The 24,919-nt window shown below is 43.1% G+C and carries 23 protein-coding genes and 1 pseudogene; all 24 read right to left on the bottom strand.

Going from position 1 to position 24,919, the window contains the following annotated elements; all coding sequences use genetic code 11:
* Window positions 1-17 precede the first annotated feature (17 nt).
* The 24 genes and pseudogenes from greA to ftsL all read right to left on the bottom strand — a co-directional run bounded on the left by greA (window position 18) and on the right by ftsL (window position 24,913).
* On the bottom strand, window positions 18-500 hold the full coding sequence (greA, locus tag ACEE44_RS06045) for a transcription elongation factor GreA (RefSeq protein ID WP_248043843.1): 483 nt from the start codon (window positions 498-500) through the stop codon (window positions 18-20).
* Window positions 501-579: 79 nt separating this feature from the next.
* Window positions 580-2,364: an endolytic transglycosylase MltG gene (gene mltG / locus ACEE44_RS06040; RefSeq protein WP_449171615.1), complete on the bottom strand. Its 1,785-nt coding sequence runs from the start codon at window positions 2,362-2,364 to the stop codon at window positions 580-582.
* A gap of 74 nt (window positions 2,365-2,438) precedes the next feature.
* Window positions 2,439-2,921: a GNAT family N-acetyltransferase gene (locus ACEE44_RS06035; protein WP_449171614.1), complete on the bottom strand. Its 483-nt coding sequence runs from the start codon at window positions 2,919-2,921 to the stop codon at window positions 2,439-2,441.
* Window positions 2,922-2,977: 56 nt separating this feature from the next.
* Complete coding sequence (gene murC / locus ACEE44_RS06030; RefSeq protein WP_449171613.1) at window positions 2,978-4,309, bottom strand: UDP-N-acetylmuramate--L-alanine ligase; 1,332 nt, start codon at window positions 4,307-4,309, stop codon at window positions 2,978-2,980.
* Window position 4,310: 1 nt separating this feature from the next.
* A complete protein-coding gene (locus tag ACEE44_RS06025; protein ID WP_449171612.1) occupies window positions 4,311-4,973 on the bottom strand; it encodes a hypothetical protein in 663 nt (220 codons plus the stop codon).
* Between the two features lie 80 nt (window positions 4,974-5,053).
* Window positions 5,054-8,146 carry a DEAD/DEAH box helicase gene (locus ACEE44_RS06020; RefSeq protein ID WP_449171611.1) on the bottom strand — a complete coding sequence of 1,031 codons (3,093 nt, stop codon included), beginning with the start codon at window positions 8,144-8,146 and terminating at the stop codon, window positions 5,054-5,056.
* A 107-nt stretch (window positions 8,147-8,253) separates the two neighbouring features.
* On the bottom strand, window positions 8,254-8,574 hold the full coding sequence (locus ACEE44_RS06015; protein WP_449171610.1) for a hypothetical protein: 321 nt from the start codon (window positions 8,572-8,574) through the stop codon (window positions 8,254-8,256).
* A gap of 1 nt (window position 8,575) precedes the next feature.
* The gene (locus ACEE44_RS06010) at window positions 8,576-8,914 is read right to left on the bottom strand and encodes an MFS transporter (protein ID WP_449171609.1); all 339 of its coding nucleotides are present in this window, start codon (window positions 8,912-8,914) and stop codon (window positions 8,576-8,578) included.
* Window positions 8,915-8,988: 74 nt separating this feature from the next.
* Entirely contained in the window at window positions 8,989-10,299 is a 1,311-nt protein-coding gene (der, locus tag ACEE44_RS06005) for a ribosome biogenesis GTPase Der (RefSeq protein WP_449171608.1), read from the bottom strand.
* An 18-nt stretch (window positions 10,300-10,317) separates the two neighbouring features.
* A pseudogene (locus ACEE44_RS06000) lies at window positions 10,318-11,031 on the bottom strand (NADPH-dependent oxidoreductase).
* Window positions 11,028-11,927, bottom strand: a complete 900-nt coding sequence (gene dnaI, locus ACEE44_RS05995; RefSeq protein WP_449171607.1) for a primosomal protein DnaI — start codon at window positions 11,925-11,927, stop codon at window positions 11,028-11,030. The pseudogene ACEE44_RS06000 and the gene dnaI overlap by 4 nt, the downstream one beginning before the upstream one ends.
* Complete coding sequence (locus ACEE44_RS05990; protein ID WP_449171606.1) at window positions 11,927-13,078, bottom strand: replication initiation/membrane attachment protein; 1,152 nt, start codon at window positions 13,076-13,078, stop codon at window positions 11,927-11,929. Before ACEE44_RS05990 ends, dnaI begins: the two co-directional genes overlap by 1 nt.
* The gene (gene nrdR, locus ACEE44_RS05985; RefSeq protein WP_105117716.1) at window positions 13,065-13,556 is read right to left on the bottom strand and encodes a transcriptional regulator NrdR; all 492 of its coding nucleotides are present in this window, start codon (window positions 13,554-13,556) and stop codon (window positions 13,065-13,067) included. The genes ACEE44_RS05990 and nrdR overlap by 14 nt, the downstream gene beginning before the upstream one ends.
* A 96-nt stretch (window positions 13,557-13,652) precedes the next feature.
* Window positions 13,653-14,777, bottom strand: a complete 1,125-nt coding sequence (locus tag ACEE44_RS05980; RefSeq protein WP_449171605.1) for an AI-2E family transporter — start codon at window positions 14,775-14,777, stop codon at window positions 13,653-13,655.
* Between the two features lie 73 nt (window positions 14,778-14,850).
* Window positions 14,851-15,540: a winged helix-turn-helix domain-containing protein gene (locus ACEE44_RS05975; RefSeq protein ID WP_449171647.1), complete on the bottom strand. Its 690-nt coding sequence runs from the start codon at window positions 15,538-15,540 to the stop codon at window positions 14,851-14,853.
* A gap of 80 nt (window positions 15,541-15,620) precedes the next feature.
* Window positions 15,621-17,048, bottom strand: coding sequence for an NADP-dependent phosphogluconate dehydrogenase (gene gndA / locus ACEE44_RS05970; RefSeq protein ID WP_449171604.1), 1,428 nt, complete (start codon window positions 17,046-17,048; stop codon window positions 15,621-15,623).
* Between the two features lie 87 nt (window positions 17,049-17,135).
* Window positions 17,136-17,675: a YceD family protein gene (locus ACEE44_RS05965; protein WP_332411968.1), complete on the bottom strand. Its 540-nt coding sequence runs from the start codon at window positions 17,673-17,675 to the stop codon at window positions 17,136-17,138.
* Window positions 17,676-17,684: 9 nt separating this feature from the next.
* Window positions 17,685-18,602: a thioredoxin-disulfide reductase gene (gene trxB, locus ACEE44_RS05960; RefSeq protein ID WP_449171603.1), complete on the bottom strand. Its 918-nt coding sequence runs from the start codon at window positions 18,600-18,602 to the stop codon at window positions 17,685-17,687.
* Between the two features lie 11 nt (window positions 18,603-18,613).
* Window positions 18,614-18,838, bottom strand: a complete 225-nt coding sequence (locus tag ACEE44_RS05955; protein ID WP_172028263.1) for a DUF4059 family protein — start codon at window positions 18,836-18,838, stop codon at window positions 18,614-18,616.
* A 17-nt stretch (window positions 18,839-18,855) separates the two neighbouring features.
* Window positions 18,856-20,199 (bottom strand): DEAD/DEAH box helicase, encoded by a 1,344-nt coding sequence (locus tag ACEE44_RS05950; RefSeq protein WP_449171602.1) that lies wholly within the window; start codon window positions 20,197-20,199, stop codon window positions 18,856-18,858.
* Between the two features lie 209 nt (window positions 20,200-20,408).
* Window positions 20,409-21,242, bottom strand: coding sequence for a hypothetical protein (locus ACEE44_RS05945; RefSeq protein ID WP_449171601.1), 834 nt, complete (start codon window positions 21,240-21,242; stop codon window positions 20,409-20,411).
* 98 nt (window positions 21,243-21,340) lie between these two features.
* On the bottom strand, window positions 21,341-22,339 hold the full coding sequence (gene mraY / locus ACEE44_RS05940) for a phospho-N-acetylmuramoyl-pentapeptide-transferase (protein WP_332411961.1): 999 nt from the start codon (window positions 22,337-22,339) through the stop codon (window positions 21,341-21,343).
* 1 nt (window position 22,340) lies between these two features.
* Window positions 22,341-24,590 carry a penicillin-binding protein PBP2X gene (pbp2x, locus tag ACEE44_RS05935; RefSeq protein WP_449171600.1) on the bottom strand — a complete coding sequence of 750 codons (2,250 nt, stop codon included), beginning with the start codon at window positions 24,588-24,590 and terminating at the stop codon, window positions 22,341-22,343.
* Window positions 24,590-24,913: a cell division protein FtsL gene (ftsL, locus tag ACEE44_RS05930; RefSeq protein WP_024412194.1), complete on the bottom strand. Its 324-nt coding sequence runs from the start codon at window positions 24,911-24,913 to the stop codon at window positions 24,590-24,592. Before ftsL ends, pbp2x begins: the two co-directional genes overlap by 1 nt.
* Window positions 24,914-24,919 lie beyond the last annotated feature (6 nt).

The raw sequence follows: 24,919 nt of genomic DNA, 5'->3' as shown, positions 1-24,919 counted from the left end.
CCCAGCATCTCCACATCTTATTTTGTTTTTTCTACTTTTAAGATTTTTACTTCGTAGCTTCCAGCAGGGGTTTCAATGATAGCAACATCTCCTGTTTTCTTACCAATCAAAGCATGACCGATTGGACTTTCATTAGAAATCTTACTTGCAAAAGCATCTGCGCCTGCAGCGCCAACGATATGGTAAACTTCTTCTTCCGTTTCGCCCACTTCTTGAACTGTAACAGTCTTACCAATTGCTACTTCATCTGCAGCTACTGCGTCGCTGTTGACAATCTCAGCATAACGAATTTTTGTTTCAATTGTTGAGATTTGACCTTCTACAAAGGCTTGTTCATCCTTTGCCGCCTCATACTCAGAGTTTTCTGAAAGGTCCCCGTAAGAGCGTGCAATCTTAATACGCTCTACAATTTCTGGACGACGGACTAGTTTTAACTCTTCCAATTCTCTTTCTAATTTTTCCTTCTCTTCCAAGGTCATTGGATAGGTTTTTTCTGCCATGATATTTCCTTTTCTTTCTATATTTTCATGAAAACAAAATTATGTGGAAAACCACATAATTTTGTTATAAATTACTAATTTACTCTAAGTGAGCATTGACATACTTGGCAACGTTTTGATCGTGTTCCTCAATAGTTTTAGCATAGTAAACCGTACCTGTTGTAACATCTGCTACAAAGTAGAGATAATCTGTTGTATTAGCATTGATGACGGCTTCAATCGCTGAAACACTTGGGCTATCCACTGGCCCAGGCATTAACCCTGGCGTCCAATAGATATTGTATGGTGACTCAATATTTGTATCAATTCCAGCATCCTCTGCCAAGGTTGTTTCTTGACCAAGCTTGCCTTGAGCATAAAGAATAGCGATATTAGACTGCAAAGGCATTCCGCTATTGATACGATTGAAGAATACACTTGCAATATTACGACGGTCCTCATCTGTAGAACCTTCTTTTTCAACAAGTGAAGCCAAGGTCAGTACTTCGTTAACCGTCAAGTTTTTGCTAGCAATCGTTTCATAGTATGGCTGCAAGCGAGCATCCATGGCTGCAATCATTTGTTCAACCAACTCTTCCATGGTGGTTTCTTCTGTATATTCATACACAGCTGGGAAGAGATAGCCTTCCAATTGGTAAATAACGCCACTATCTGTCGCTGGTAGGCTAGCAAATAATTGTGGATAAGCAGTAACCATACGATTGATGAAATCTGTATTGGTCACTGTAGCCATAAAGGCTTCCGATGTAAACGGAGTCTTGTCATTCTTATCTTCCGTCTGAGTATTGTTAGTGATTGCCTGAGAAATCTGAGTCAGTGTATAACCTTCTACAATGAGAATCTTACCTGCCGGTTCCTTTTGGGCAGTTGGAGTGCCACTCTCCTGAAGCGCCTTAGCAATATCATCTACTGACATGGTCTGCTTCAAATTATAAAAACCGCTTTGGAAGTTGTTATAACTCTTAATCTTAGAATAATAGTTAAAGACAGTTGCGTTTTTAATCAACTTATTCTCAACCAAAATCTTACCAATATCAAGGGTTGTTGAACCCTCAGGGATTTCGACCTGAACAGCTTCGGTCGCCTTTGTATCAACTGGGGCCAAGCTAGATTTAATCCAAACAAAGCCGGTAATCCCTGTAATCAATACAGCCAAGACAACAATAGACATGACGACTGAAACAATTCGTTTCGCAGCCTTATCTTGTTCCTGACGGCGTTGCTTGCTTGTTTTCTGGAGTGAAGTCTTTCTAGATTGGACAGGTTGTACACTCTCTTCCTCCCCAGCCTCAGCTGTAGTTGGCAGAGCCGCAGACACAAGAACTGCTTCATCCAATGTAAGAATTTCTGTATCCCCAGTTACTGCTGATACATCTTCTGTCGGAAAATCTAGGAAAGTATCTTCCAAAGAAGTTGCTTCTTCCGTTGAGAATTGTTCCTCCTGGACGGTCCTAGTTGTTTCTTCTTTGAAATCCACCGTGTTAGCTGCAACTAAGTTTCTCAGTTCTTCAAGATTACGTTCTACAGTATCTTGTGGAACGGTTGTAACAGTTTCTTCAACTTCTCCAACCAGGCTTGAAGTTACTTCCTCAACCTTTGTGTCCTCTTGCTGTTCAGTTTCTTCTACAAGATAGGAATTTGGAAAGACAACTCCACCAATCTTCACCGTTTCATGCTTATCATCCACGGTCTGACTATCTTGTACAAGAGTCTGAAGTTCCTCAACGACTTCTTCGTGCTTATCAAGCTCAACTTCTTCTGTTTGGGCTGCCAATCGCTTGGTCTTTAGCTCTTCGAGTTCCCGCAAAATCTGATCGCGAAAACTTGAAGACTGCGTGTTGTTTTCGTTCGTATCCTTTGTCACGCTATTGCTCCTTTCACACAGTTACTATACATTATATCTCAAAGAACTAGGAAATGCAAGAAATTCCCTTTATATCAAGCTTTCCAATACATGTCATACCACTCTTTTCCTCCAAACTGAGATTGGGAAGGGCCTGCATCCTCAAATTGATTGAGTTGGTAATACCTAATCAAACTCTCCTTACATGTCAGGGCAATCCCTTGATAGTTTCCTTGAGCAGCTACTTCTTTTAGACCTGCAAGCAAGAGGGTGCCTACTCCCTGTCCTTGATAACTGGGAGCTACCGACAAACTAGCGATGGCTAGATAGTTACCTTCAGGGACTACTGGCTCTTCCAGATAAAAGATATCATCTGTAACCCTATTGGCTAGCGACGGACAAGCTAATATAAAACCTGCCAGTTCACTTTCATTTTCCATCACTAAGCAAGTTTGTGAGAAATGCTGCACATACCTTTCCAAAACAGTTTTTGAAATCTGTTCATCTTCAGAAAAATTTGCCCTCTCAAGAGTAGCTACAGCCTCCAAATCTTCCTGCCTGATATTGCGAATTTCCATAATTTTCTCCCTATATAGCTGAAAAACAGGGGCCAGAGGCCTCCGTCTTTCTGCATTTATTGAACGTTATTTGTTAAATTAGATAGCAATCTCTCGAAGGAATATTCATAAGACTGAATATCTCCAGCACCCATAAATACATAGACTGCATTGTCGTGGTTCAAGAGCGGTGAAGTATTTTCAACTGTGACCAGACCACCTTTTTTGTTGATTTTAGCGGCCAAGTCTTCCACCTTAACCTGACCATTGTCTGTTTCACGCGCAGAACCATAAATTTGCGCCAAGTAAACGGCATCTGCTCCATTCAAGGCTTCCGCAAACTCATCCAAAAGGGCGATGGTACGCGTAAAGGTATGTGGTTGGAAAATAGCTACCAACTCCTTGCTTGGATACTTCTGACGAGCAGCATCAATCGTTGCAATGATTTCTGTTGGATGGTGGGCAAAATCGTCAATGATGACTGTATCGTTAACAACCTTCTCTGTAAAGCGGCGTTTGACACCTGCAAAAGTCTTCAAGTGTTCAGCAACCAAGCTCAAATCAAAGCCAGCAATGTAAAGATTTGCAATCACTGCCGTAGCATTCATGACATTGTGTTTACCAAATGTTGGAATTTGGAATTCTCCCAATTCTTGTTCCTTGTAGCGCACCTTAAACTGTGATCCAGTTGTCGATGGTTTCAAGTCATAGGCTACAAAGTCATTATCTGAACCTGTACCATAGTAGTAGATTGGGGCATTGGCCGTAATACGACGCAACTGCTCATCTTCACCATAGACGAAGAGGCCTTTTTTGACTTGTTTGGCATAATCATTGAAGGCGTTAAAAACATCTTCTAGGCTAGTAAAATAATCTGGGTGATCAAAGTCAATGTTGGTGATAATGCTGTACTCAGGATAATAAGGAGCAAAATGGCGCTCATACTCATCAGACTCAAAGACAAAATACTGGGCATTAGCTGAGCCACGACCTGTTCCATCCCCAATCAAGAAAGAGGTGTCTGTAATATTGCGCATCACATGAGCCAAAAGACCTGTCGTTGATGTCTTACCATGAGCTCCTGCTACACCAAGGCTAGTAAAACCTTTCATGAATTCACCCAAGAACTCATGGTAGCGTTTGTAACTAAACCCTTGTGCATCAGCAAATGCAATCTCCACATTATTATCTGGACGAAAAGCATTCCCTGCAATCAATTCCACATCAGCAGTAATATTTTTCTCATCGAAAGGCAAGATGTCAATACCAGCTTGCTCCAAGCCACGTTGGGTGAAGTAGTACTTCTCTACATCACTTCCTTGAACCTTATAGCCCATTTGGTGTAGCATGAGAGCCAATGCACTCATGCCTGACCCTTTAATTCCGATAAAATGATAGGTTTTTGTCATGTTATTCCTCTTCTATATTTGTTAAATTTAATTCCTGGGCAACCTGACGCTCTCGGTGTTGCTGGCGCTCAGGATAATTATAGACCTGACTTCTCTTCAAGAAGTCATACGAATTTTTCTTAATCGGTTGCTCTTGCTCCCTATCTTCTTTCTTCAAAGAATAGACAGCTGGAACGTCGGCCAAAATATAATCTGTCTGACGCAGTCTGTCGGCCAACCGCGTGAGATTTCCCACTTTTTCCTCAGGACTTGGCGTGACTGGCGGTTTGACAAAAACTTTGGCTGGTGCAGGCTTATCATCTCTCAGGTAAGGCGCTGTCCGTTTCTTCTTCAAATCCTCACGGGCCTGTTCACGAGCTACTTGACCCTGAGTTTTATGAGAAGAAGGTTTGGTTTGAGCCAGGTGTTGATGACGTTCTCTACGAGAATAAGAGCTAGATTTAGCCTCAAAGAGAGGAGGCAAGAGGTCGTCGTCCATCACTACACGGCCGGTCCCGCTTACCGCTTGCTGACTAGCAGATGCCCCAGCAAATTCTTTTTCTTTATACGGCCCCTTGATATTGCTAATCAAGTCACTTTCGTCATATAAACTCATAATTGGATTTTCTCCTACTAGTACCTCATTATCAGCTACTAGCGGAAATATTTTTTCTTGTCTAATCATAAGTCATCCTTTCGAACCCTTATTATACCATACTTGGCTTAGATTTGCCTAATACCACGCTAAGACCTTGTCTAGACTAACTATTCTATCCCCAAAATAGCACGAATATCTTCAACCGTCAAGTTTGCACGACTTTCACTACCGTCAAGAACCGTTTTAACCAGATTTTTCTTATTTTCCTGAAGGGCTTGGATTTTTTCTTCAATGGTCCCTCTGGTAATCAGGCGGTAGCATTCTACTTTTTCAGTCTGCCCCATTCGGTGGGCACGGCTAATGGCCTGGGCTTCCACCGCTGGATTCCACCAAAGGTCTACCAGGATAACCGTGTCTGCACCTGTCAAATTCAGACCAACCCCTCCTGCTTTCAAGGAAATGAGAAAGGCATCCCGACTACCCGCATTAAAGGCCTGGGTCATTTCCTGGCGTTGATTAGCAGGAGTCGACCCCGTCAAAGTATAGGAAGTCAACCCAAGCTCATTTAATTGGCCTTCGATTTGCTCCAGCATGTTTCTAAATTGGGAGAAAATCAAGACCCTGTGTTCTCCCTCTTTCAGTTGCTCCAAGAGTTCTTTCAGGCTATTGAGCTTGCCACTCTCTCCCCTGAAATCATCCATGAAGAGACTTGGTGTGTCACATATTTGGCGCAAACGAGTAATTCCAGACAGAATTTCAATCTTGCTTCGGTTGATTTGGGTATCGTCTACACCGATAATTTTGGACTGCATTTGCTGGAGCTGGGCCAGATAGATAGTCTTTTGCTCATCTGTCAGTTCATTGAGTACATTGACCTCTGACAAGTCAGGCAATTCCTGCAGAACATCTTCCTTATGCCGTCTGAGGACAAAAGGTTGGATAGTTCGAGCAATCTCTTTGGTACTTAACTTGCTAAAGGCTTGTTTTCCGGGCAATAAACCTGGGAGGACTATTTGAAAAATAGACCACAACTCTGTCAAATGATTTTCAATCGGTGTACCTGAAAGAGCGAAACAATTCCCAACCTCAAATTCTCTCAGTAGCTGAGCTATTTTAGATTGGGCATTTTTCATAACCTGAGCCTCATCTAAAATCAGGTAATCAAACTTTTCTTGTTTGTAGAGATCAATATCCTGCCTAAAGGATGGGTAGGAGGTCACCAAAATCTGACGTTTCTGACCAATCAAATCTACTCGCTGCTCCTTACTTCCGTGAACAACCCCTACGTCTAAATCCGGAGCAAAGCGCTGACATTCATCTGACCAGTTATAAATCAAACTTGAGGGAGCCAAAATCAAAACCCGGCTATCCTCGGTCATCCGACTGGATAGAAAGGCGATGGTTTGCAGGGTCTTTCCTAGTCCCATATCATCCGCCAAAATCCCACCAAAGCCATAATGGTCCAACATAGACAGCCATTTGATACCAGTTTGTTGGTAATCTCTCAATTCAGTTTTCACATCCACATCAGGCAAGGGAAAGCTGTCAGGCTTGGCAAGATAACCAGCCATTTCTTGAAAATCCTTTGAAAAACGAACCTGATCAAAGCCTGACAAGGACTGGGCTAATTGAAAACCTGCCAAGGCATGAACCTGCACCTGCCCACCTTTGCCATGCTTGGCTCTCAGTTGAAGCAGGGTCTGGCTAATTTTCTTAGTTTCCTCATCAAAGACTAGGACCTTACCACTCGGACTGGTATAGTGGTCTTCTTGATTGAGTAAGGCTTCCAGTGCCTGATCTATTTCGGATTGACCAATGCCTGTCAGATCAAATGAAATATCCAAAAGCGAGCCATTTCTGACAATTTCCAGCTGGGGTTTGGATTCAACTAAGAGAGATTGAAGGTTTTCAGATAAACGGACCTGCCCCATTCTCTCCAAAAGTGGCAACTGCTGGCTGAAAAAAGGATAGACTTCCTGTTGGCCTAGAGCAGGTCTATGCGCCAAATATTTTCCGCGAAAACCAGCCAGACCAATTGCCTGATAGACAGCTTCTAGATGCTGAAAATGATTGGCAAATGGAAGGAGACTCAATTCTTCCTCACTTCTGACCAAGCGACCATCAAAATCTAAAACCAACTGCAAGGACAGACTTCCATTTCCCTCCATCTCCATATGGAAATGAGGGATGAAATCGTGAATTTTAAAGCGTTTGGGTGCCTTGACCGTCCCAATGGTCTGCAGATCTAGCAAAGTCAGAGCCAAACGATCCTGGTCCTGAAAATCGACCTGAACCTTTCTCAGACCAGACTCAGTAGGCACTAGATTAGAAATATGTCCGATCAGCTGTTCCTGCATCCGATTGACGCCATAAATAACCCCATCAAGCAAGATATAACGACCTTGAAGTAGGGGACGAACAACTTTTTCATGAATAACCAGCTCAATCATATGCGTATGGACGGTCACATCAAAGTGATAAAGTCCAGTTTCCTCTGTCAAAGGCAGTACCATCAAAGATGAGTAGGAACGTTGTTCATAGGTAAAGACAAAATCATCCAGCTGGTTCAACAAGTCAAGCCCTTCTTCAAAATAGGCTTGAGGCAAACGGAAATGACGGCCAAAATGGATGAGAATATCCGAATCTAAACCTACCTTCTCCGGAATTAAGGTCCAAAGGAAATCCAAAAGAGCCTGGCTAACTTCATCAAAGTTTTCATAGGCCAGCTGCTCATAGTAATTTTTCCCGATTTGGTAATGCCCATTGGTCTTGAGTAAGCGCAAAAAAGCACCAATGTCCCTTACAATATAGGAACGGGTGTCTGGTAAACGGCTTATTTTCAAGGTCCAGTCTATCTGCCGATCATAAGGCAACAAGCTCCCCTCAACAGAGAGGCGATACTTGATGCCCATTTCTGGTTTGGGACGCAAAATCTCATCTAAAAAGAGGCCACCAAAATAAGTCCGCCGGACCGTTTCCTTATGCTGATCTCCCTCTTCTTTCCGAGACTGCTCCAGATTTTTACCAACCCCATCATTTTTTAAATAATACTCCGTAGCTGCCAAATGCTGACAGTAGCCCTTGCTTTGAAACAAGTAACAACTACACTGCAAATCACTGTCATCATCACTATAAACAAAACGTTCCCCAGCAATATCCAGCTCCAACTTCCCATTCTCGCTCTGAAGAACAGTCAGTTGCCCAGCCTCATACAAATCAATTCCTTCTTGGCGAACCCGCCCCGGCATCATGCGACCCATAGCAATACCTCTTTTGACCTAGCATAATCTCTAAAATATTATCTTTTCATTATAGCATATATCATGTGATAATTCTTTGCCTAGGCATCAAAAAAAACACCCGTCAATCAACTGATGTTCCTAGAAATCATTTTATAATATGTTGTCACTTGCCACATTTTCTTAACAAAACCAAGTGTTTTTAAGAGCCAAAATAGGAGAATTGGTATGAAAAGGATTACTAAAACGAGGTTAACCCAACCCTTTCCATCCAGAAACATTAGGAGAAATACTGTCGGTACAAATGTAAGCAGACCAAGCATCAAGAAATTGATTAGAAGCCACAACCAGCCCAGCCAGTAGCGAAGTCCAAAAGGAGGATACTTTCTTTCATCGAAATCTGCCAAACCCGCCAAAAATTCAAATACTAGTTCTCCTAAAAATTCCATACTAGCCGACCTTTCTGACCTGCCGGTAATACTTGGTTCGTCGGACGAGGGTTTTCATCGCATGTAGAGATAGGAAGCTTAGGCCAATTGCACATAACAAAAAGAAGATGAAAAGCAAAACCATAGGCTGTTCAAATCGATGATAGACCATGGTTGAACCACCTGTAAAAGCGATAAAATAGGATGCCAAGGTTAGCAAATTGAGCCAGATGCAAGCCACCAGCCCTAGCCAATACCGAAAGCAGAAAGGTTTATACTGACTGTCTTCATAAAATACAAGAAAAAATGATGAAAAAGAAAGCAATATCAAAAAAGAACGCCAAATCGGAACCGCTACCATACCAACACCTCCTAGTCCCATTCTAGCATATTTGTGAACGTCTGCAAAGAAAAAAGAGGTTTGACCTCTCTTTCTTATTTCCGTTTTCGTGCAATCAGATGAATCGGTGTTCCTTCGAAGACAAAGGCCTTGCGGATTTGATTTTCCAAGAAACGCATATAGGAGAAGTGCATGAGCTCTTCTTCGTTGACAAAGACCACAAATGTCGGTGGCTTGGTCGCAACCTGGGTCGCGTAGAAAATTTTCAAGCGTTTGCCCTTGTCGGTCGGTGTTGGGTTAATGGCAATGGCATCCATGATAACATCGTTGAGAACAGCCGACGGAATACGGGTATTCTGGCTCTCACTGATGGCCTTAATCATCTCAGGCAACTTGTGCAAGCGTTGCTTGGTCAAGGCTGATACAAAGATAATCGGTGCGTAAGACAAGTATTGGAACTGGTCGCGGATATCATCTTCCCATTTCTTCATGGTGTGGTTGTCTTTTTCAAGCGTGTCCCACTTGTTGACCACGATAATCATTCCCTTACCAGCTTCATGGGCAAAACCTGCAATGCGTTTGTCATACTCACGGATACCTTCTTCTGCATTGATAACCATCAATATGACATCTGAGCGTTCAATGGCACGCATGGCACGCATAACGGAGTATTTCTCCGTATTTTCATAAACCTTACCAGACTTGCGCATGCCTGCGGTATCAATCATGGTAAATTCTTGACCTTCTGGGTCTGTAAAGTGCGTATCGATGGCATCACGAGTCGTTCCAGCAACAGGCGACGCAATCACGCGCTCTTCACCCAAAATAGCGTTAATCAAACTTGATTTACCAACGTTTGGACGACCAATCAAGCTGAACTTGATAATATCTGGATTTTCTTCTGCTTCCTGAGCTGGTAGGTTTTCAATGATAGCGTCCAAGACATCCCCTGTTCCGATACCGTGTACAGAAGATACTGGATAAGGATCGCCAAGACCGAGTGAATAGAAATCGTAGATGTCATTACGCATTTCAGGGTTATCGACCTTGTTGACAACCAAAATAACTGGTTTGTTTGTCTTATAAAGGATACGCGATACATACTCGTCAGCATCCGTCACACCTTCCTTGCCTGATACGACAAAGACGATAACGTCCGCTTCATCCATGGCAATCTCAGCCTGGTGCTTGATTTGGTCCATGAAAGGTGCATCCACATCATCAATACCGCCTGTATCAATCAAGGAAAACTTGCGGTTGAGCCACTCACCAGTAGCATAAATACGGTCACGGGTCACACCTTCTACGTCTTCTACGATAGAAATGCGTTCCCCCGCAATACGGTTAAATAGTGTTGATTTACCAACGTTGGGACGGCCAACGATGGCGATAGTTGGTAGAGCCATAGCTCCTCCTCTTCTAGTTTACAATAATTTATTTTTTTCTAATACAGCCCTCGTTTCAGGCTGCTCTGGCTGACCAAACTGGGCAACCATACGCTCCGACCAGGTTTCTGTCTGACGGGCACCTGCATAGTCTGTCTGAACTTGGTCGTAGGCTTGGATTACTTCCACGCCTTGCTCCACATATTCTTCCTGAAAGACAATGGTTTCACTTGCCAAACGTGGTTTGACAGGATGGTTTTGGGCTGGTCGACCCAGGGCAATGCAGAAAATTGGATAGGTATAATCTGGCAAGTTGAACAGCTCTGCTATTGCCAAGGCCTTATGGCGAATCATACCGATAAAGACCCCACCGTAACCCAAGCTTTCCGCTGCCAAAAGGGCGTTTTGCCCTGCTAGGCTCGCATCAACAGAAGAAATCAGGAGATTCTCTGTTCCTTTGGCATCAAAGTCTGAACCATGGAGTTGAGCCGCCTTGCTGGCACGATTATGGTCGCCCACAAAAACCAGAATGGCCTGAGCCTGTAAAATAGCTGGCTGGGGCACCAAATCATAGAGAGCCTGTTTTTTCTCCTACGACTGCACCACAATGATGGAATAAGACTGGAAATTCTTCCAGCTAGACGCAGCTCGCCCAGCTGATACAATGGCTTGCAAATGTTCCGCCTCAATAGGCTCCTCCGTAAAACGACGGACGGAAGTATGGTTCAGCATCAAATCAATGGTTTCATTCATCGGCGGTTATTTCCTTTCAAATGCAAATCGCGAGCCAGATAGCGAATCCGCTCCATAACCCGTTTGGCCTGCCAGGTCTCATCACCAGACTTGCCAGAGGCGAAATGACGCTCCAAATCATCAAAGGAGAAATTGGAGGTAAAGAAGGTCGGCAGATTTTCCTGCATGCGGTATTGAAGAATGACTTGCAGGACATCGTCACGTACCCACGGACTGTGTTGCTCCGCTCCGATGTCATCTAGCACCAAGACCTGAGCCAGCTTGATTTCATCAATTCGCTCCTTGACAGCGCCATCTTTGATGGCATTTTTTATATCAACAACAAAGGTTGGATAATGGAGCATGGTGGTCGAGAGGTGGCGATTGGTTGATAAGCGATGGGCCATATAAGCCATCAAAAAACTCTTCCCAATTCCAAAATCACCGTATAGATACAAGCCTTTGCAGTATTCGCCCACCTGTTCTACAAATGCATCAATAGCCTCATAAACCTCAACACGATTGCTGTCTGTGAAATCCAAATCTGCAATAGTAACTTTTTTGAGTGCTTGGGGCATATTGATAAGCTGGATACGGTTCTTGATAGCTTCCAGACGACGGTATTCGACCAATTCCTCTGTTTCAAGATAAGAAACATCCGCATAGCCCTCATTCATGACCAAAACTGGTTGATAGCCCTTAGCAATATAGGCTTCATCCTGCTTGACAAAGAGGTCACGCTGACTGATATATTCCAAAAACTTAGAAATGGAGAGGGTGATTTCCTGCTGGGTCAAACCTTCTTTTTTGATAAAAGCAGCAACTTCAGTATCGCTGACAATCTCTTGAAAGAGTTGCTGATAAGATTTAGGGCTTGGGTTGGTTGCCTGCGACAACCTATCTTGAACTGATTTCATCAACTACCTCCCTTGCTTTCATTTTCTAACATTCGTTTTCTGAGCGCTTCCATTCTAGCCTGAGCTTCTGGGCTTGTGTCCATAACCACTTCTTCCTTACTCCAGTCAGGTACGTTGGTCTTAGGTGTTTGATTTGATTTGATAGGAGCCGAACCTGCCTTCAATTCTCTTAGGTAAAGAACAGCCGCCTCAGCACTACCAATTCCCTTGTAGGAAAAATCATTCCCCAGCTTCATGGCATATTTTTCATTTAGATTGGCCGAATCCACCTTGTTAAAAGCGTAGAGGACCAAGACATTGATAACTTCGTCAAGTAGGCCCAAGTTTGCCAAATCTTTCAAGCACTTCTTCTCTGCCGCAGTGACAACCGCCTTGAGGCGATCCTTGATAAACTGCAAATAATCCTTACTGGATATAGCCTTGGCTTCACGAACAATTGCCTCTTCCTGAGGAGTTAAATGACCTGAAGCTAATGGTCTTGCCTGGCGTGACTGCTGCAAGCGTTTAGTCGAGATGGTCTGTCCAATGGCTGTTGCTTTAGCCTGACGATAGGTTTCCAACCAGGTCCAGCCGGCCTGCTCTGCTATGTGACTAAGGGCAATAATATCCTCAGCTTCATCTTGAAAAAGAAGCTTGTCCTTAGCCATCAAGGCTTTAAAGGCCGACCAATCAAAATCATGCTTGGGTTCAAAAGCTACTGGAACTTGACCATCAATGGTAAAGACTTGGGAGAAGGTTTTGGATACCTTCTTCTCCTTATTTGGTCCAGATACTTGTAAACTTTCTACACTGGCTTCGCCAATTCTTTGGGCCAATAAATTCTTATAAAGCGGTTTGCCCAAAAATTGTTTGACCGTCAGTGGTGGCAACAAGACCAAGCCTGTCAACTCATCTGCCCGATAAACTTGTAGCAATTCCATGGCAGATAAGAGATCCAAGGCCTGCTCCAAGCGCTTCATACCGAAATCCATATGATTGAGGATTGTCGCCCACTTGTAACGCCCCTGGCCCTGATCCGAGAAACTATAGAGGTAGTAGTAAAGGGCTAAGGCATCAAAACTAATGATAGGTTGATAGCACTGGCTTAAACTGATAATGTCTGGTGTAAAAGGACTGGTCTTGATGTAGGTAAATAAATCACTTGGTTTCATTGGCAGCACCTGACTTTACTTTACTACCCTTAGAAATCATCTGCTTGAGCAGATTTTCCAACTCTTCCACATCCTTAAAAGAACGATAGACAGAGGCAAAACGCACATAGGTGATTTCATCCAACTCCACCAATTCATCCATGACAAAGTTACCAATGACATCACTTTCGACCTCGCCATCACTCTGAGAACGAACCTTCTGCTCAATCCGGTTAACAACTTCGTCTATATCACTAGTTGAAACTGGACGTTTTTGAGCTGAACGAATAATGCCATTGAAAATCTTTTCACGGGAAAATTGCTCCCTAGTCCCATCCTTCTTCACAACGACGAGGGTTTTTTCTTCAACACGTTCATAGGTGGTAAAACGTTGACCACATTGATCGCAAGAACGACGGCGACGGATGGTGTTGCCATCTTCAGCCTGACGACTATCAATAACACTTGATTTCAAACTTTGACACTTTGGACAACGCATACTCTCACTCCTACATAATCTTTATCACTTCAGTATAGCATAAAAACAGCAAAAATAAAAGAAAGCGAGAACACCCACTTTCTATTTTTACCATTGTTAACCGACTGTTGCATCCTCTTGCTTTTTCAATCGACTGGCAACCCATTCACGAACCAAGCGATAGACAACCGCAAAAATTGGGGTAAAGAAGACCATTCCAAGAAGTCCAAATAAATTTCCACCAATAAGAGCTGCAGCAAGGGTAAACAAGGTCGGAAGACCAACTGATTGACCAACCACGCGCGGGTAAATCACATTCCCCTCAATCAACTGGATAATCTGGAAGAGAGCAATAGACCAAAGTGCCAAGAGCGGATTTTGCACCGCCACAAACAAGGCACTAATCAGACAGGCGGTAAAGGGACCAATGTAAGGCACAAAGGATAGAACACCTGCCAAAATTCCTGCCATGCTGGCATAAGGAATTCCTGAGAGAGAATAACTCACAAATACGAGAGTACCGATAATACAGGCTTCTACGATTTGGCTCATTAGGAACTTATCGTATGTATCAATAATAACCTCTCCAATATAACTAATCACTCGAACAGTTTTTGTCGGCAATGTCGCTTGTAGGAATTTACCAGTCATAGATTGCAAGTGTTCCTTGCTTCCAAGTATTGCCAATGTAAAGAAGAAGGCCATAACAAGCGTCATAGTATTTGAAAAAATTCCTGTGACATTTGAAACTAAGCCCGATAGGACAGGCGTTACCAAATTTGAAATAAAGGTCAAATTTTTCAATTGGTCCAGCATTCCAGCAATTTGGTCACCCAACTGACCAGCCAAAAGTCCATTTTTTTCCAGGAAGCTTGTGAGGGCATTGACCGATTTAGGAATAGCTGTGCTGCTTACTGTCACTAATTGCGACACCGTTGACATCAAGGTAGGAAGAACAATCAACACCAACCCAGTAACAATTAAAGCAAAACCAATCAACACTCCAACAATAGCCAAGGAACGTTTAGATCTATTCAAAAAAGAAATCTTCTCTATCTGATCCTCTATTTTTTTCATAGGCACATTTAAAATAAAGGCAATGATACTCCCTATAAAGAGAGAATTCATGCTTCCCAACAAAATCTGAACTGCCTTGTATATCGTATCCCAATTCAATACAGCTAAGAGGGTAGCTCCAGCTAATAAAATCAATAAAGCTTTTTCTTTAAACGACGAATTCATAATATCTCCAATTTTGTATGATTAGCATTCAGTTTATCATAGGAAGCAAAAAAAAGAAAGAGTTTCCCCTTTCTTAATCTCGCATGGCATAGCCAACGCCACGAACAGTCTTGATGTAAGATGGTTTACCAGTAACATCTAATTTTCCACGTAAATAACGAATGTAGACATCTACTACATTAGTTTCCGATGTCGTTTCATATTTCCAAACTCGCTCTAGCAATTGTTCTCGGCTGACAGGTTCGGGGCTGTTCATCAGAGTTGCAAGCAAATCATATTCACGTCTGGTCAGGTTAATCAACTCATCCCCACGAGTAACGGTTCGATTTTGAAAATCGACCTTTAGGTCACGATAGGCTGCTTGCAAAGGAACGTGCTTACAATTCTTATCAATAAAATCTCGCCCACGGAAGATGGCTGCAATTTGCTCAACCAAATCACTGATGACAAAGGGCTTGACGACATAAGAAACAGCGTAAGAAAGTACTTCTTCTCCATGCTGTGCAACATCTGCTGAATCAATAGCAACAATAATAACACTTGCAGGCTTTATAGCCAGTAATTCCCTAGACAAAGCCTTGCTAGACATGTCCGAAAGCTGAAAACTCATTAATATTAAATCAAAATCTGTTTCATGAGCCAACTGCAAGGCTTCTTTCCCTGTTGAAGCGTAGTCTACCAAATACTCCTTCTTCTGTAATTCCATGGAAACAAAGTGCGATAGATTGCGCTCTCTTCCTGCAATCAAAATTTTCTTAGCCATTATCTCTTTCATTGTTCTCTCTATCAATCAAATCAGCTAGCGATAAATTAGAAAGAAGGGCGCTCACACGCCCATTCTTTTTATTTTGATTCGCTATACCAATCGTAGTGGAAGACACCTTCTTTGTCTTTACGGTTGTATGTGTGAGCACCGAAGTAGTCACGTTGGGCTTGGATCAAGTTAGCTGGCAAGTTTTCTGCACGGTAGCTGTCAAAGTAAGTAATGGCAGCTGAGAAGGTTGGCACGGGTACACCTGCTTGAACAGCCAAGGTTACCACATCACGAACAGCCTGTTGGTATTTAGCCGTTACATCAAGGAAATACTCATCCAAGAGCAAGTTTGCCAAATCTTCGTCACGTCCGTATGCATCTGTAATCTTTTGCAAGAAACGAGCACGGATGATACAACCTGCACGCCAGATTTTTGCGATTTCACCGAATGGCAAGTTCCAGTTGTTTTCTTTTGATGCTACGCGCAACTGTGCAAAACCTTGTGCATAAGACATAATTTTTGAAAAGTAGAGGGCTTGACGGATTTTTTCTACCAATTCAGCCTTGTCGCCTTCGTATGCAAACGGAGCTGGTTTTGGAAGAACCTTGCTTGCTGCCACACGCTCATCCTTATAAGTTGAAATGTAACGAGCAAAGACAGATTCTGTAATCAATGACAATGGCACACCCAAATCAAGTGATGATTGGCTAGTCCATTTACCAGTACCCTTGTTACCAGCAGCGTCCATGATATAGTCAACGATTGGACCATCTTGACCTTGGTCATCCTTACGCTTCAAGATGTCAGCTGTGATTTCAATCAAGTAGCTATCCAATTCGCCTTTGTTCCACTCAGTAAAGATGTCAGCCATTTCATCAACAGACAAGCCGAGCAAATGTTGCATGAGGTCATAAGACTCCGCAATCAATTGCATGTCGCCATACTCGATACCGTTGTGTACCATTTTTACGTAGTGACCAGCACCATCTGGACCGATGTAAGTCACACATGGAGCGCCGTCTTCTGGAGCTTTTGCTGAAATTTCTTCCAAGACATCTGCTACCAATTCATAGGCTTCTTTTTGACCACCAGGCATGATAGATGGACCTTCAAGGGCTCCTTTTTCACCACCAGATACACCTGTACCGATGAAGTTAATACCTGAGTTTGCCAATTCTTTTGAACGACGGATAGTGTCTTCGTAGAAAGTATTTCCACCGTCAATCAAGATGTCTCCTTCATCCAAGTGTGGCAAAAGGGCTTGAATAGTCGCATCTGTACCAGGACCAGCTTGAACCATAAGCATGATGCGACGTGGTTTTTCGATTGATGCCACAAAGCTTTCCACATCGTAACTTGGTACCAAGTTTTTATCTGGGTTGCTTGCAACAACGTCTTCTGTCTTATCAGCAGAGCGGTTGTAAATGGCTACTGAATAACCACGTGATTCAACGTTAAGTGCCAGGTTGCGGCCCATAACAGCCATCCCTACCACACCAAAATTTGCTTTTGTCATTTGTTTACTCCTCTAATTTGTATCCCTTTCATTATACACCGAAAGGGGAAAGTTGACAAGAATTTTCAGATAATTTAACCATCCAAACTATTCTTCACTATCAAACAAGCCCTGCAATTGAGCAAAAGGACTATTGGCTTCTTTTTTCTCCTGGACATCTTGCTGAAAGGCTTCTTCTGTCATCAAGGTCCAGGCTTGACCAGATGGTAGGTCGGTTCCTGCCTCTTCCTCAGGTGTCAAAACCTTGATAGGAATAGCTAGGAGAATATTATCCGCCACACTTTCTTCTAAGACGATGTGGTCATCTTCCACCACCAAGACCATATCCTCATCAATCAAATCTTGTTCTTTAAGAACTGCTTCATTGGCGACAAAGAGTTCATTGACGTCTTGCACTTCATGTAACAGGACAGGTTGCAAAGAACGGCTGGAAGCCAAGGTAATATCGTAAGTCATCTGATAGTCCAAGAAAAAGAAACCTGACTCAAAGCGAACATTTCCACTTACTTGTACAGGAGACAAGCCTAAAACTTCACTATTTCGAGCCTGCAATTCTTCCTGCAAGTCCAAGGTTTTCTCAAAGGAAATTCCATCTGGATTTTTCTGAATGTCGTAAATATGAAACATTGTATTCCCCTATTCAGCTAGTTCTGTGATGTAGTTATAGACTTCCTGACCAGCAACTGCCCCATTTCCAACAGCGGTCGCAATCTGACGCAGTTGGTTTTGGCGAATATCACCAATAGCGTAAATACCAGATTTGCTGGTTGCCATCTTTTCATCCGTGATAATCCAACCAGCCTCGTCCGTAATACCCAAATCGGCAACCGAATCCGTCATCGGATCCAAACCGACATAGATAAAGACACCACCGAAGTCCAGTTCACTAACTTCTTCCGTTTTCACATTTTTGATACGGACACTTTGAACCCGAAGATTATCACCCTTGATTTCTTCCACTACGCTATCCCAGATGAAGTTGATTTTTTCATTGGCAAAGGCACGGTCTTGGATGACTTTTTGGGCACGGAGCTGGTCACGTCGGTGAACGATAGTGACAGATTCCGCAAACTGTGTTAAGAAGAGGGCTTCTTCGACCGCAGAATCTCCACCACCGACAACCAAGAGTTTTTGTCCACGGAAGAAGGCACCGTCACAGACTGCACAATATGAGACACCACGGCTATTGTAAGCATCCTCACCTGGCACACCAAGCAAACGGTGTTTAGCCCCCATGGCTAAAATGACAGTTTTGGTTTCCAAAACACCATCTTCTGTAATGACTTTCTTGATTGGTCCATCTTCTTCGATACGCACCAAGGTGCCAAAAATGTGATCTACTCCGAATTTTTCCAGAGGTTCAAACATTTTCTCTGCCAAGGCTGGACCAGAAATATGGTCATAGCCTGGATAGTTTTCGATTTCAGCAGTATTGTTCATCTGGCCGCCGTAAATACCACGTTCCAGAAGAGCTACTTTTAAATTGCTTCGTCCTGCGTAGAGGGCAGCAGTCATCCCTGCAGGACCTGCTCCAACAACAATTGTATCGTACATATCTTTTCCTTCTATGCTTTAAACATTAACAAAATCCCCATGACCCCAAAAGCAAGAATTGGGATGGTCATGACGTTGATCATCAACAAATCAAATATAAAATCTTGGCGCTCTTGTGGCGTTCGATCAACTTTTTTACCTGCTCTTACAGCAAAATAAATCAAGCTAGATAGAATAGCCAGCAGGGCTGCGACCAAAAGCCCCTGCAAATAAAAACTGAGAATATTTTGTAACATGGTCTTTTCCACCCCTCCTAGAAGGTTTGGCGTTTGGCCTTGCGCTCTGCACGTCCCTTGGCACGCGCTTCCACACGTTTAGTCTTGCGACGTTTCTCATCAACAGCCCATTGGATTTTCTTCTTGTAGCCTGGCTTGACTTTTTTCTTTTTCTTCTTGACCAAGCCAATCATTTCCAAGTCCAGTTTTTCACGAGATTTTTCTCGGTTGACACGGCGGTCACGGTCGTAGGTATCGACAAACTCCCCATTCTTCATTTCTTTTGGCAAGAATTTGATATTGAGTTTTTCTAGCTCTCGAATATCTGCATCATCACTCGGCTGATAGAGGGTAATGGCAATACCCGACAAGCCATTTCGACCTGTCCGACCCACACGGTGGACAAAGAAAGAAAGGTCCTGTGGAATGGCATCGTTAATGACATGGCTGACACCTTCGATATCAATCCCACGCGCTGCCAAGTCTGTTGCTACGATGTACTGATAATCCAAGTTTTTCACCTGGTTCATGATTCGCTTGCGTTCACGAGGTGGAATGTCCCCATGAATTTTTGCAACCCGCAAACCATTAGCAGTTAAGTAACTGTGCAATTCATCTGCACGGGTCTTTGTATTCACAAAAATCATAGCCAAATATGGCTGCATGAGCTTGGTCGCTTCCAAAATCTGCGCATTGCGATCACGGCCCTTGGTTGAAATCAGCCAGTTTTCAATGGTATCTGAAATCACCGTCTGGGTCTTGATTTGTTCTATGACTGGATTGGACAAGTATTTTTTCAAAAACGGTTGCAGTTTCTGCGGAATGGTCGCTGAAAAGACCATAAATTGTAGGTCTTTTGGCAGACTTCCGGCAATCTTATCAACCGTTTCCAAAAAGCCCATGTCCAAGGTCATATCGGCCTCATCCACCACAAAGGTTTTGGCTTTATGAATAGCCAAGTCACCTGATTTAACTAAGTCATAAATACGACCTGGTGTCCCAACAACAATATGTGGCTGACCAGCTTGAAGCTTGTCAATCTGGCGGTTTTTATCCGTTCCACCGACATAGTTGGTCACACGAACTTCGATGTCCGAATGACTAGCCAACTGTCGAGCTGCTTGATAAATCTGGGTCGCCAATTCACGTGATGGAGCTGTAATAACAGCTTGAACCTGATCTGATTCCTCATTTAATTTTTGGAAAATCGGAATCAAAAATGTATGGGTCTTCCCTGAGCCTGTTTTTGACTCTCCAATCAAGTCACGACCAGACAAGACGATTGGGATTAGTTTTTCCTGAACCTCTGTCGGCTGAACAAAGTTAATTTCTTTCAAGGCCTCCTGAATATAAGGCTTGAGTTTCATATCTGTAAATTTCATAGTTTCCTCTTTAGAACCCGTATTCACAAGGCAAGTATAGTCTTTTAGTACTAGTCAACGAACCGCAGGCATAACTGGAGTTAGGCAAGGCGAGTTAAAAAGAAAAACTAAATGACGATACCAACAATGGATACTGGTTCTTCATTATACTGCCTTCTATTATAGCATGATTTAGGTTGACAAGCAAAAAGGACGGATGCCCGCCCTCATTAACTCTCACTTACTTCCGTAAATTCTGCCTCGATAATCCCTAGTTCTTTTTCCTCTGCCAAACTAGCCTTGAAGGCTTCGCTGAGTTCTAGTTCGCTATCGAAATCACCATTTAATTTTTTTACAAAGGTATCTGCCAACATCCCTCCCATGGGCTGGAAGGTAAAATAGGTCAAGCCACCTGAAATCAATCCCCCCAAAATAGGGACTGCATTGGCAATGGTCTTTTCAACAGTCTTTTTGGTAATCTTAACACCAATCACTGCAGCAACCTTTTTCACCAAGGGATACCAAGTCGTTTTGGTCAGAGCCTGCATAGCTACTTTCTTACCAACATTTGCCCCAACTGTTTTGGATACTTTATTTAGAAGCACTGCTGAACCACCTGCTCCAAACATGACACCGATGTAGGCAATAATACGGATTTGAACCTCTTCTGGAATTTCCTTTCCTTGACCAACAAACAACTCATCTTCTCCAAAAAGATAGGCAATTTGCTGCGATAAATTCAAGGCAAAGCCAAAATACTGAGCAATATCTGCTGTCCCAGCTGCTATGGCAGTAAAAGGATTGCCCGGCAAGCCTGCTGCAAAGGATAGAAGCGAGGTCTTGGTTGTCATATCATTGATGATTTTATCGGCCTCTTTGCGCAGGGCTTCGAGGCTATAGACAGCTGTTGGCCCATCCGCTAAAATCTTATCTATATAAGGACTATCCTTAAACCGAGTTTTCAAAAATTCTTCCCTGTTGACTTTAACCATCGGAAGCTGACTAGCTGCCGTCATGGTCTGGAGCACGACTCCATAAAGCTGTTCTTGGTTTAACTGTTCCATAATTATCCTCCGCCTATTCCACTTCTCTTTATTCTACATCTCATCGACCATTTTTGTCAAGGTAAAAATAAAACAGCATTTCTGCTGTTTCTGAAATTCTATAGATAAAGAATAGCCAGTGTAATCAGGCTCATGACAAGTCCGACTGACCAAAGGAAGAAGTCAACCTGCCACTCACTCCATTTTTCAGACTTGCCTGTCAAACCACCCAACTCCAAATGATGATGGAATGGTGTCATACGGAAGATACGACGACCTTCTCCAAAGCGTTTTTTAGTATATTTGAAATACGAAACTTGTAACATAACAGATGACGTTTCGATAACATAGACCAAACCGATTAGGAGGAGGGTCCATTCTTGACGGAGGGCAATGGAAATGGTTGCCAACATCCCACCGAGTGCCAGACTTCCCACATCTCCCATGAAAATCTTGGCTGGTTTACGATTATAAACGAAGAAGCCAAGCAAGCCACCAATCATGGTTACACAGACCAAAAGAATGTCAAACTTCTGTTCCTTGTAGGCAATGACAGAATAGGCAAGCAAACTAATAACAACCGAAATAGAGGCCAAGCCATCAATACCATCAGTCAGGTTGACCGCATTTGAAAAACCAACCAACCAGAATAGAACAAAGGGTAAATAGAGCATACCGAGATTGATGATATGACCAAATACATTGAGCTCTCCTCCGCCAGCACCATTCACATGGACAAAGTAGAATACCAGTCCACCCAAAATCTGCAAGGCTAATTTTTGTTTCGGATTTAGCCCTTCATTGATTTTTTTGAATATTTTTAAGAAATCATCCAAAAATCCGACCAAGCCATAGAGAGCCAGGATGAAAAGAATGGCCAAGACACCACCTGTTAGCATCTTCAAACTAGCCGCAAAGAGAAAGCTAACAATAATCGCTACCACCAGAAAGACCGTCCCACCCATGGTTGGGGTTCCTGCCTTAAACTGGTGTTGCTTGACATCCTCGTGCATCTGTTGCCCTTCGATGCGCTTGGCTTGATAAAAGGTAATAAATCGTGGTATCAGGATCACCGTTGCCAAAAAGGCTACCAGTCCCGATATGAGTGCAAACTGCATATTATTCTCCTAATGTAACTGTTAATTTCTTGATTTTATTCAATTTGGTCCCTACTTCAACATTTTGTTTGACTACTTTTGAGCCCGAACCTTCGTAGGTTACCTCAATACCTGTCCATTCGGCAAAGATATCCATATTTTCTTTTGTTATGGCATATAGGTCAGGCATATCTTCCAACTTATTGGTCAACAAGAGGACTTGTTGATTAGGGGCTACCAAACTATCTTTTTCTAAGGAAACTTCCTTAATCTCAGCACCATTGCCCAGAATAACTGGTTGGACCAGATAGCGGCGAAGTTCTTCCGCCGACTCACCCGGCGCTTTCCCTATCAAATCTGGTAACTTGTAGTCCGTTTCTTTTTCTACATAAGTCAAGGACGGAGCAGGTGCATCTAGATTGAGATTATCCTTCAATAACATCGCTTCTTTCAGAGTTGGACTGATAATAGTATCCCAAGAGAGAACACTCAAGACTTCTGGCTGACGAATGGTCACATACATAATGAACTCTGGATCCTCAGCAGGAATCATGGCGACAACCGAGTTGGTATAAGCGCCCTTGATATAACCCTGACCATCTTCGCTGGCAATTTCGGCTGATCCTGATTTCATGGCAATATCATAGCCTTCCACCTGAATGGCTGGACCTTGTACATCATGAGAGTAAAGAGTTCCAAATACAGGATCTGTTCCGACATTGATCATATAGCGAAGAGTATCGTCTGCCGCCTGTTCTGAAACAGGATTCCCCACCTCTTCCTTAGCAGAAATACGAGCTGAGTCTGTGTTGGGATCATAGAGGGCAGAAATAAATTTCGGCTCCAACATGACTCCATTGTTGGCAATAGAGGTAAAACTTCGAATCATCTGAGCCTGATTGGCAGATATACCTTGTCCGAAAGAAGACATGGCAATGGTTACGATATTGTCTTCAGGTACCAAACCAGGCGCCTCATCTCCCATACCGAAACGGGTTGGATAACCAAAACGGAACTTAGTCAGGTAATTCAACCATTTCTCATCCCCCATCTGCTGTTGGAGCAGGGTCATACCAACGTTACTTGACAGGGAGAAGCCTTGGGCGTAGTTCAAGGTCACGGCAGACATCCCATCATTGAGGGTCCAGTCATTGATTTTTGCATCGGCAATCACATACTCATTATTGGTATAGTAGGCATTTGGATCGAAAGTACCGTTATCAATAGCTGATGCGACCGTCAAGACCTTCATGGTAGAACCAGGTTCAAAGGCTTCTTGGTAAAGGAGCGAACGTTCTAGGAGTCCCTCTTGTCCCAAGCCTTCCTTAGTGTCTGAATCATAGCTGGGACGTTGCGTCGTTGCTAAAATTTCTCCTGTCTTAGCCGAGACTAGGGTAGCATTGGCATAGCGACCTCTGGCGGTATCAAAGAAAGTATTCATATTGGTTTCCAAGGACCGTTGCAGGTCTGCAGAAATCGTCGTATAAACATCCTGACCGTTAATGGTTTCTTTCTTAACTGTTTCTGTTCCCGGCAACACACGTCCCTGGCTATCTTTTTCGTAGACAACCTTACCATCCTGACCGGCCAGAATATCGTTGAGGTAGTACTCCATCCCACTCATCCCTTGCAAACTATGACTTCCATCCTTGTTTTCAATCAAATTGGCTAGTCCGACAAAGATGGAAGCAAAGTTTCCATTTGGATACATCCGACCTGGGCTGGCATTAAAGGCTATCCCTTCAATCCCCGCCGCCTTCATCTCCTCCTGGATAGTGGTCATGGTATTATAAGAAATATTTTTCCCTAAGGTTCCAAAATAAACCTGCTTCAGTTCTGGCTGTCTTAACTGTTGAAGAACGTAATCCGTTTCCATTCCAAGGTGGTTTTTGAATACATCTGCAACCTTACTAAATTGACTGTCCTGAACATAAAGAATTTTCTTCAATTCGGAAACATATTCCTTATCAATAATAGCATAAACGGTATAGGTGGTGGAATCTTCTGCAATAGGTATACCTGTTCGATCATAGATGGTTCCCCGTTTGGCCTGAACTGTCACTTCTTGCTGGTGGACAGCCTCTGCTCTCTCCGATAATTTCACACCTGCCTTGCTATCTGTACCAATAATGTAGGCAAAATTAAAGAGAAAGATAGAAAAGATTAAAATCGTCAAAAACAGCAGACCTTGGCCTACTCTTCGACGATTTTGGGACGGAAGATACCTTGTTTTCAGGACATACTGCAAGAGTTTATTGTTTCTTCTGGGCATTATTCAGCTACTCCAATATTGTCGTTATTAAATGTTAATCCAGCCTTCTCCGCTATCTCCATCAGACGTGCCGAACGTGTGAGCTCATTAACAGCCTGTTTGGCATCATTGATTTCAATCTGTTTTTGATTGATGTTTTGATTGACCTTGGCCATTTCAGACTGGACTTGGATCAAACGGGTCTGCAAGAAAATAATCCCTATCGCCAAGGCCAGACCGGATAGGATAATACTTGTATAAAAGGCTTTTTCTACACGGGTGAAGGTTTTAAACTTATCACCAATCACACGCATGGTAGCTTCTCTACGTTTTTCTTGTAACATAGATGT

The organism is Streptococcus sp. 32226D021BW, assembly GCF_053545015.1.
This window is presented reverse-complemented; position numbering and strand designations above follow the sequence as displayed.

Coding starts and splice junctions, on each gene's coding strand:
- greA (WP_248043843.1), bottom strand. CDS start 500: ATGGCAGAAAAAACCTATCCAATGACCTTGGAAGAGAAGGAAAAATTA.
- ACEE44_RS06035 (WP_449171614.1), bottom strand. CDS start 2,921: ATGGAAATTCGCAATATCAGGCAGGAAGATTTGGAGGCTGTAGCTACT.
- murC (WP_449171613.1), bottom strand. CDS start 4,309: ATGACAAAAACCTATCATTTTATCGGAATTAAAGGGTCAGGCATGAGT.
- ACEE44_RS06025 (WP_449171612.1), bottom strand. CDS start 4,973: ATGATTAGACAAGAAAAAATATTTCCGCTAGTAGCTGATAATGAGGTA.
- ACEE44_RS06020 (WP_449171611.1), bottom strand. CDS start 8,146: ATGGGTCGCATGATGCCGGGGCGGGTTCGCCAAGAAGGAATTGATTTG.
- ACEE44_RS06015 (WP_449171610.1), bottom strand. CDS start 8,574: ATGGAATTTTTAGGAGAACTAGTATTTGAATTTTTGGCGGGTTTGGCA.
- ACEE44_RS06010 (WP_449171609.1), bottom strand. CDS start 8,914: ATGGTAGCGGTTCCGATTTGGCGTTCTTTTTTGATATTGCTTTCTTTT.
- der (WP_449171608.1), bottom strand. CDS start 10,299: ATGGCTCTACCAACTATCGCCATCGTTGGCCGTCCCAACGTTGGTAAA.
- dnaI (WP_449171607.1), bottom strand. CDS start 11,927: ATGAAATCAGTTCAAGATAGGTTGTCGCAGGCAACCAACCCAAGCCCT.
- ACEE44_RS05990 (WP_449171606.1), bottom strand. CDS start 13,078: ATGAAACCAAGTGATTTATTTACCTACATCAAGACCAGTCCTTTTACA.
- nrdR (WP_105117716.1), bottom strand. CDS start 13,556: ATGCGTTGTCCAAAGTGTCAAAGTTTGAAATCAAGTGTTATTGATAGT.
- ACEE44_RS05980 (WP_449171605.1), bottom strand. CDS start 14,777: ATGAATTCGTCGTTTAAAGAAAAAGCTTTATTGATTTTATTAGCTGGA.
- ACEE44_RS05975 (WP_449171647.1), bottom strand. CDS start 15,540: ATGGCTAAGAAAATTTTGATTGCAGGAAGAGAGCGCAATCTATCGCAC.
- gndA (WP_449171604.1), bottom strand. CDS start 17,048: ATGACAAAAGCAAATTTTGGTGTGGTAGGGATGGCTGTTATGGGCCGC.
- ACEE44_RS05965 (WP_332411968.1), bottom strand. CDS start 17,675: ATGTTTCATATTTACGACATTCAGAAAAATCCAGATGGAATTTCCTTT.
- trxB (WP_449171603.1), bottom strand. CDS start 18,602: ATGTACGATACAATTGTTGTTGGAGCAGGTCCTGCAGGGATGACTGCT.
- ACEE44_RS05955 (WP_172028263.1), bottom strand. CDS start 18,838: ATGTTACAAAATATTCTCAGTTTTTATTTGCAGGGGCTTTTGGTCGCA.
- ACEE44_RS05950 (WP_449171602.1), bottom strand. CDS start 20,199: ATGAAATTTACAGATATGAAACTCAAGCCTTATATTCAGGAGGCCTTG.
- ACEE44_RS05945 (WP_449171601.1), bottom strand. CDS start 21,242: ATGGAACAGTTAAACCAAGAACAGCTTTATGGAGTCGTGCTCCAGACC.
- mraY (WP_332411961.1), bottom strand. CDS start 22,339: ATGCAGTTTGCACTCATATCGGGACTGGTAGCCTTTTTGGCAACGGTG.
- pbp2x (WP_449171600.1), bottom strand. CDS start 24,590: ATGCCCAGAAGAAACAATAAACTCTTGCAGTATGTCCTGAAAACAAGG.
- ftsL (WP_024412194.1), bottom strand. CDS start 24,913: ATGTTACAAGAAAAACGTAGAGAAGCTACCATGCGTGTGATTGGTGAT.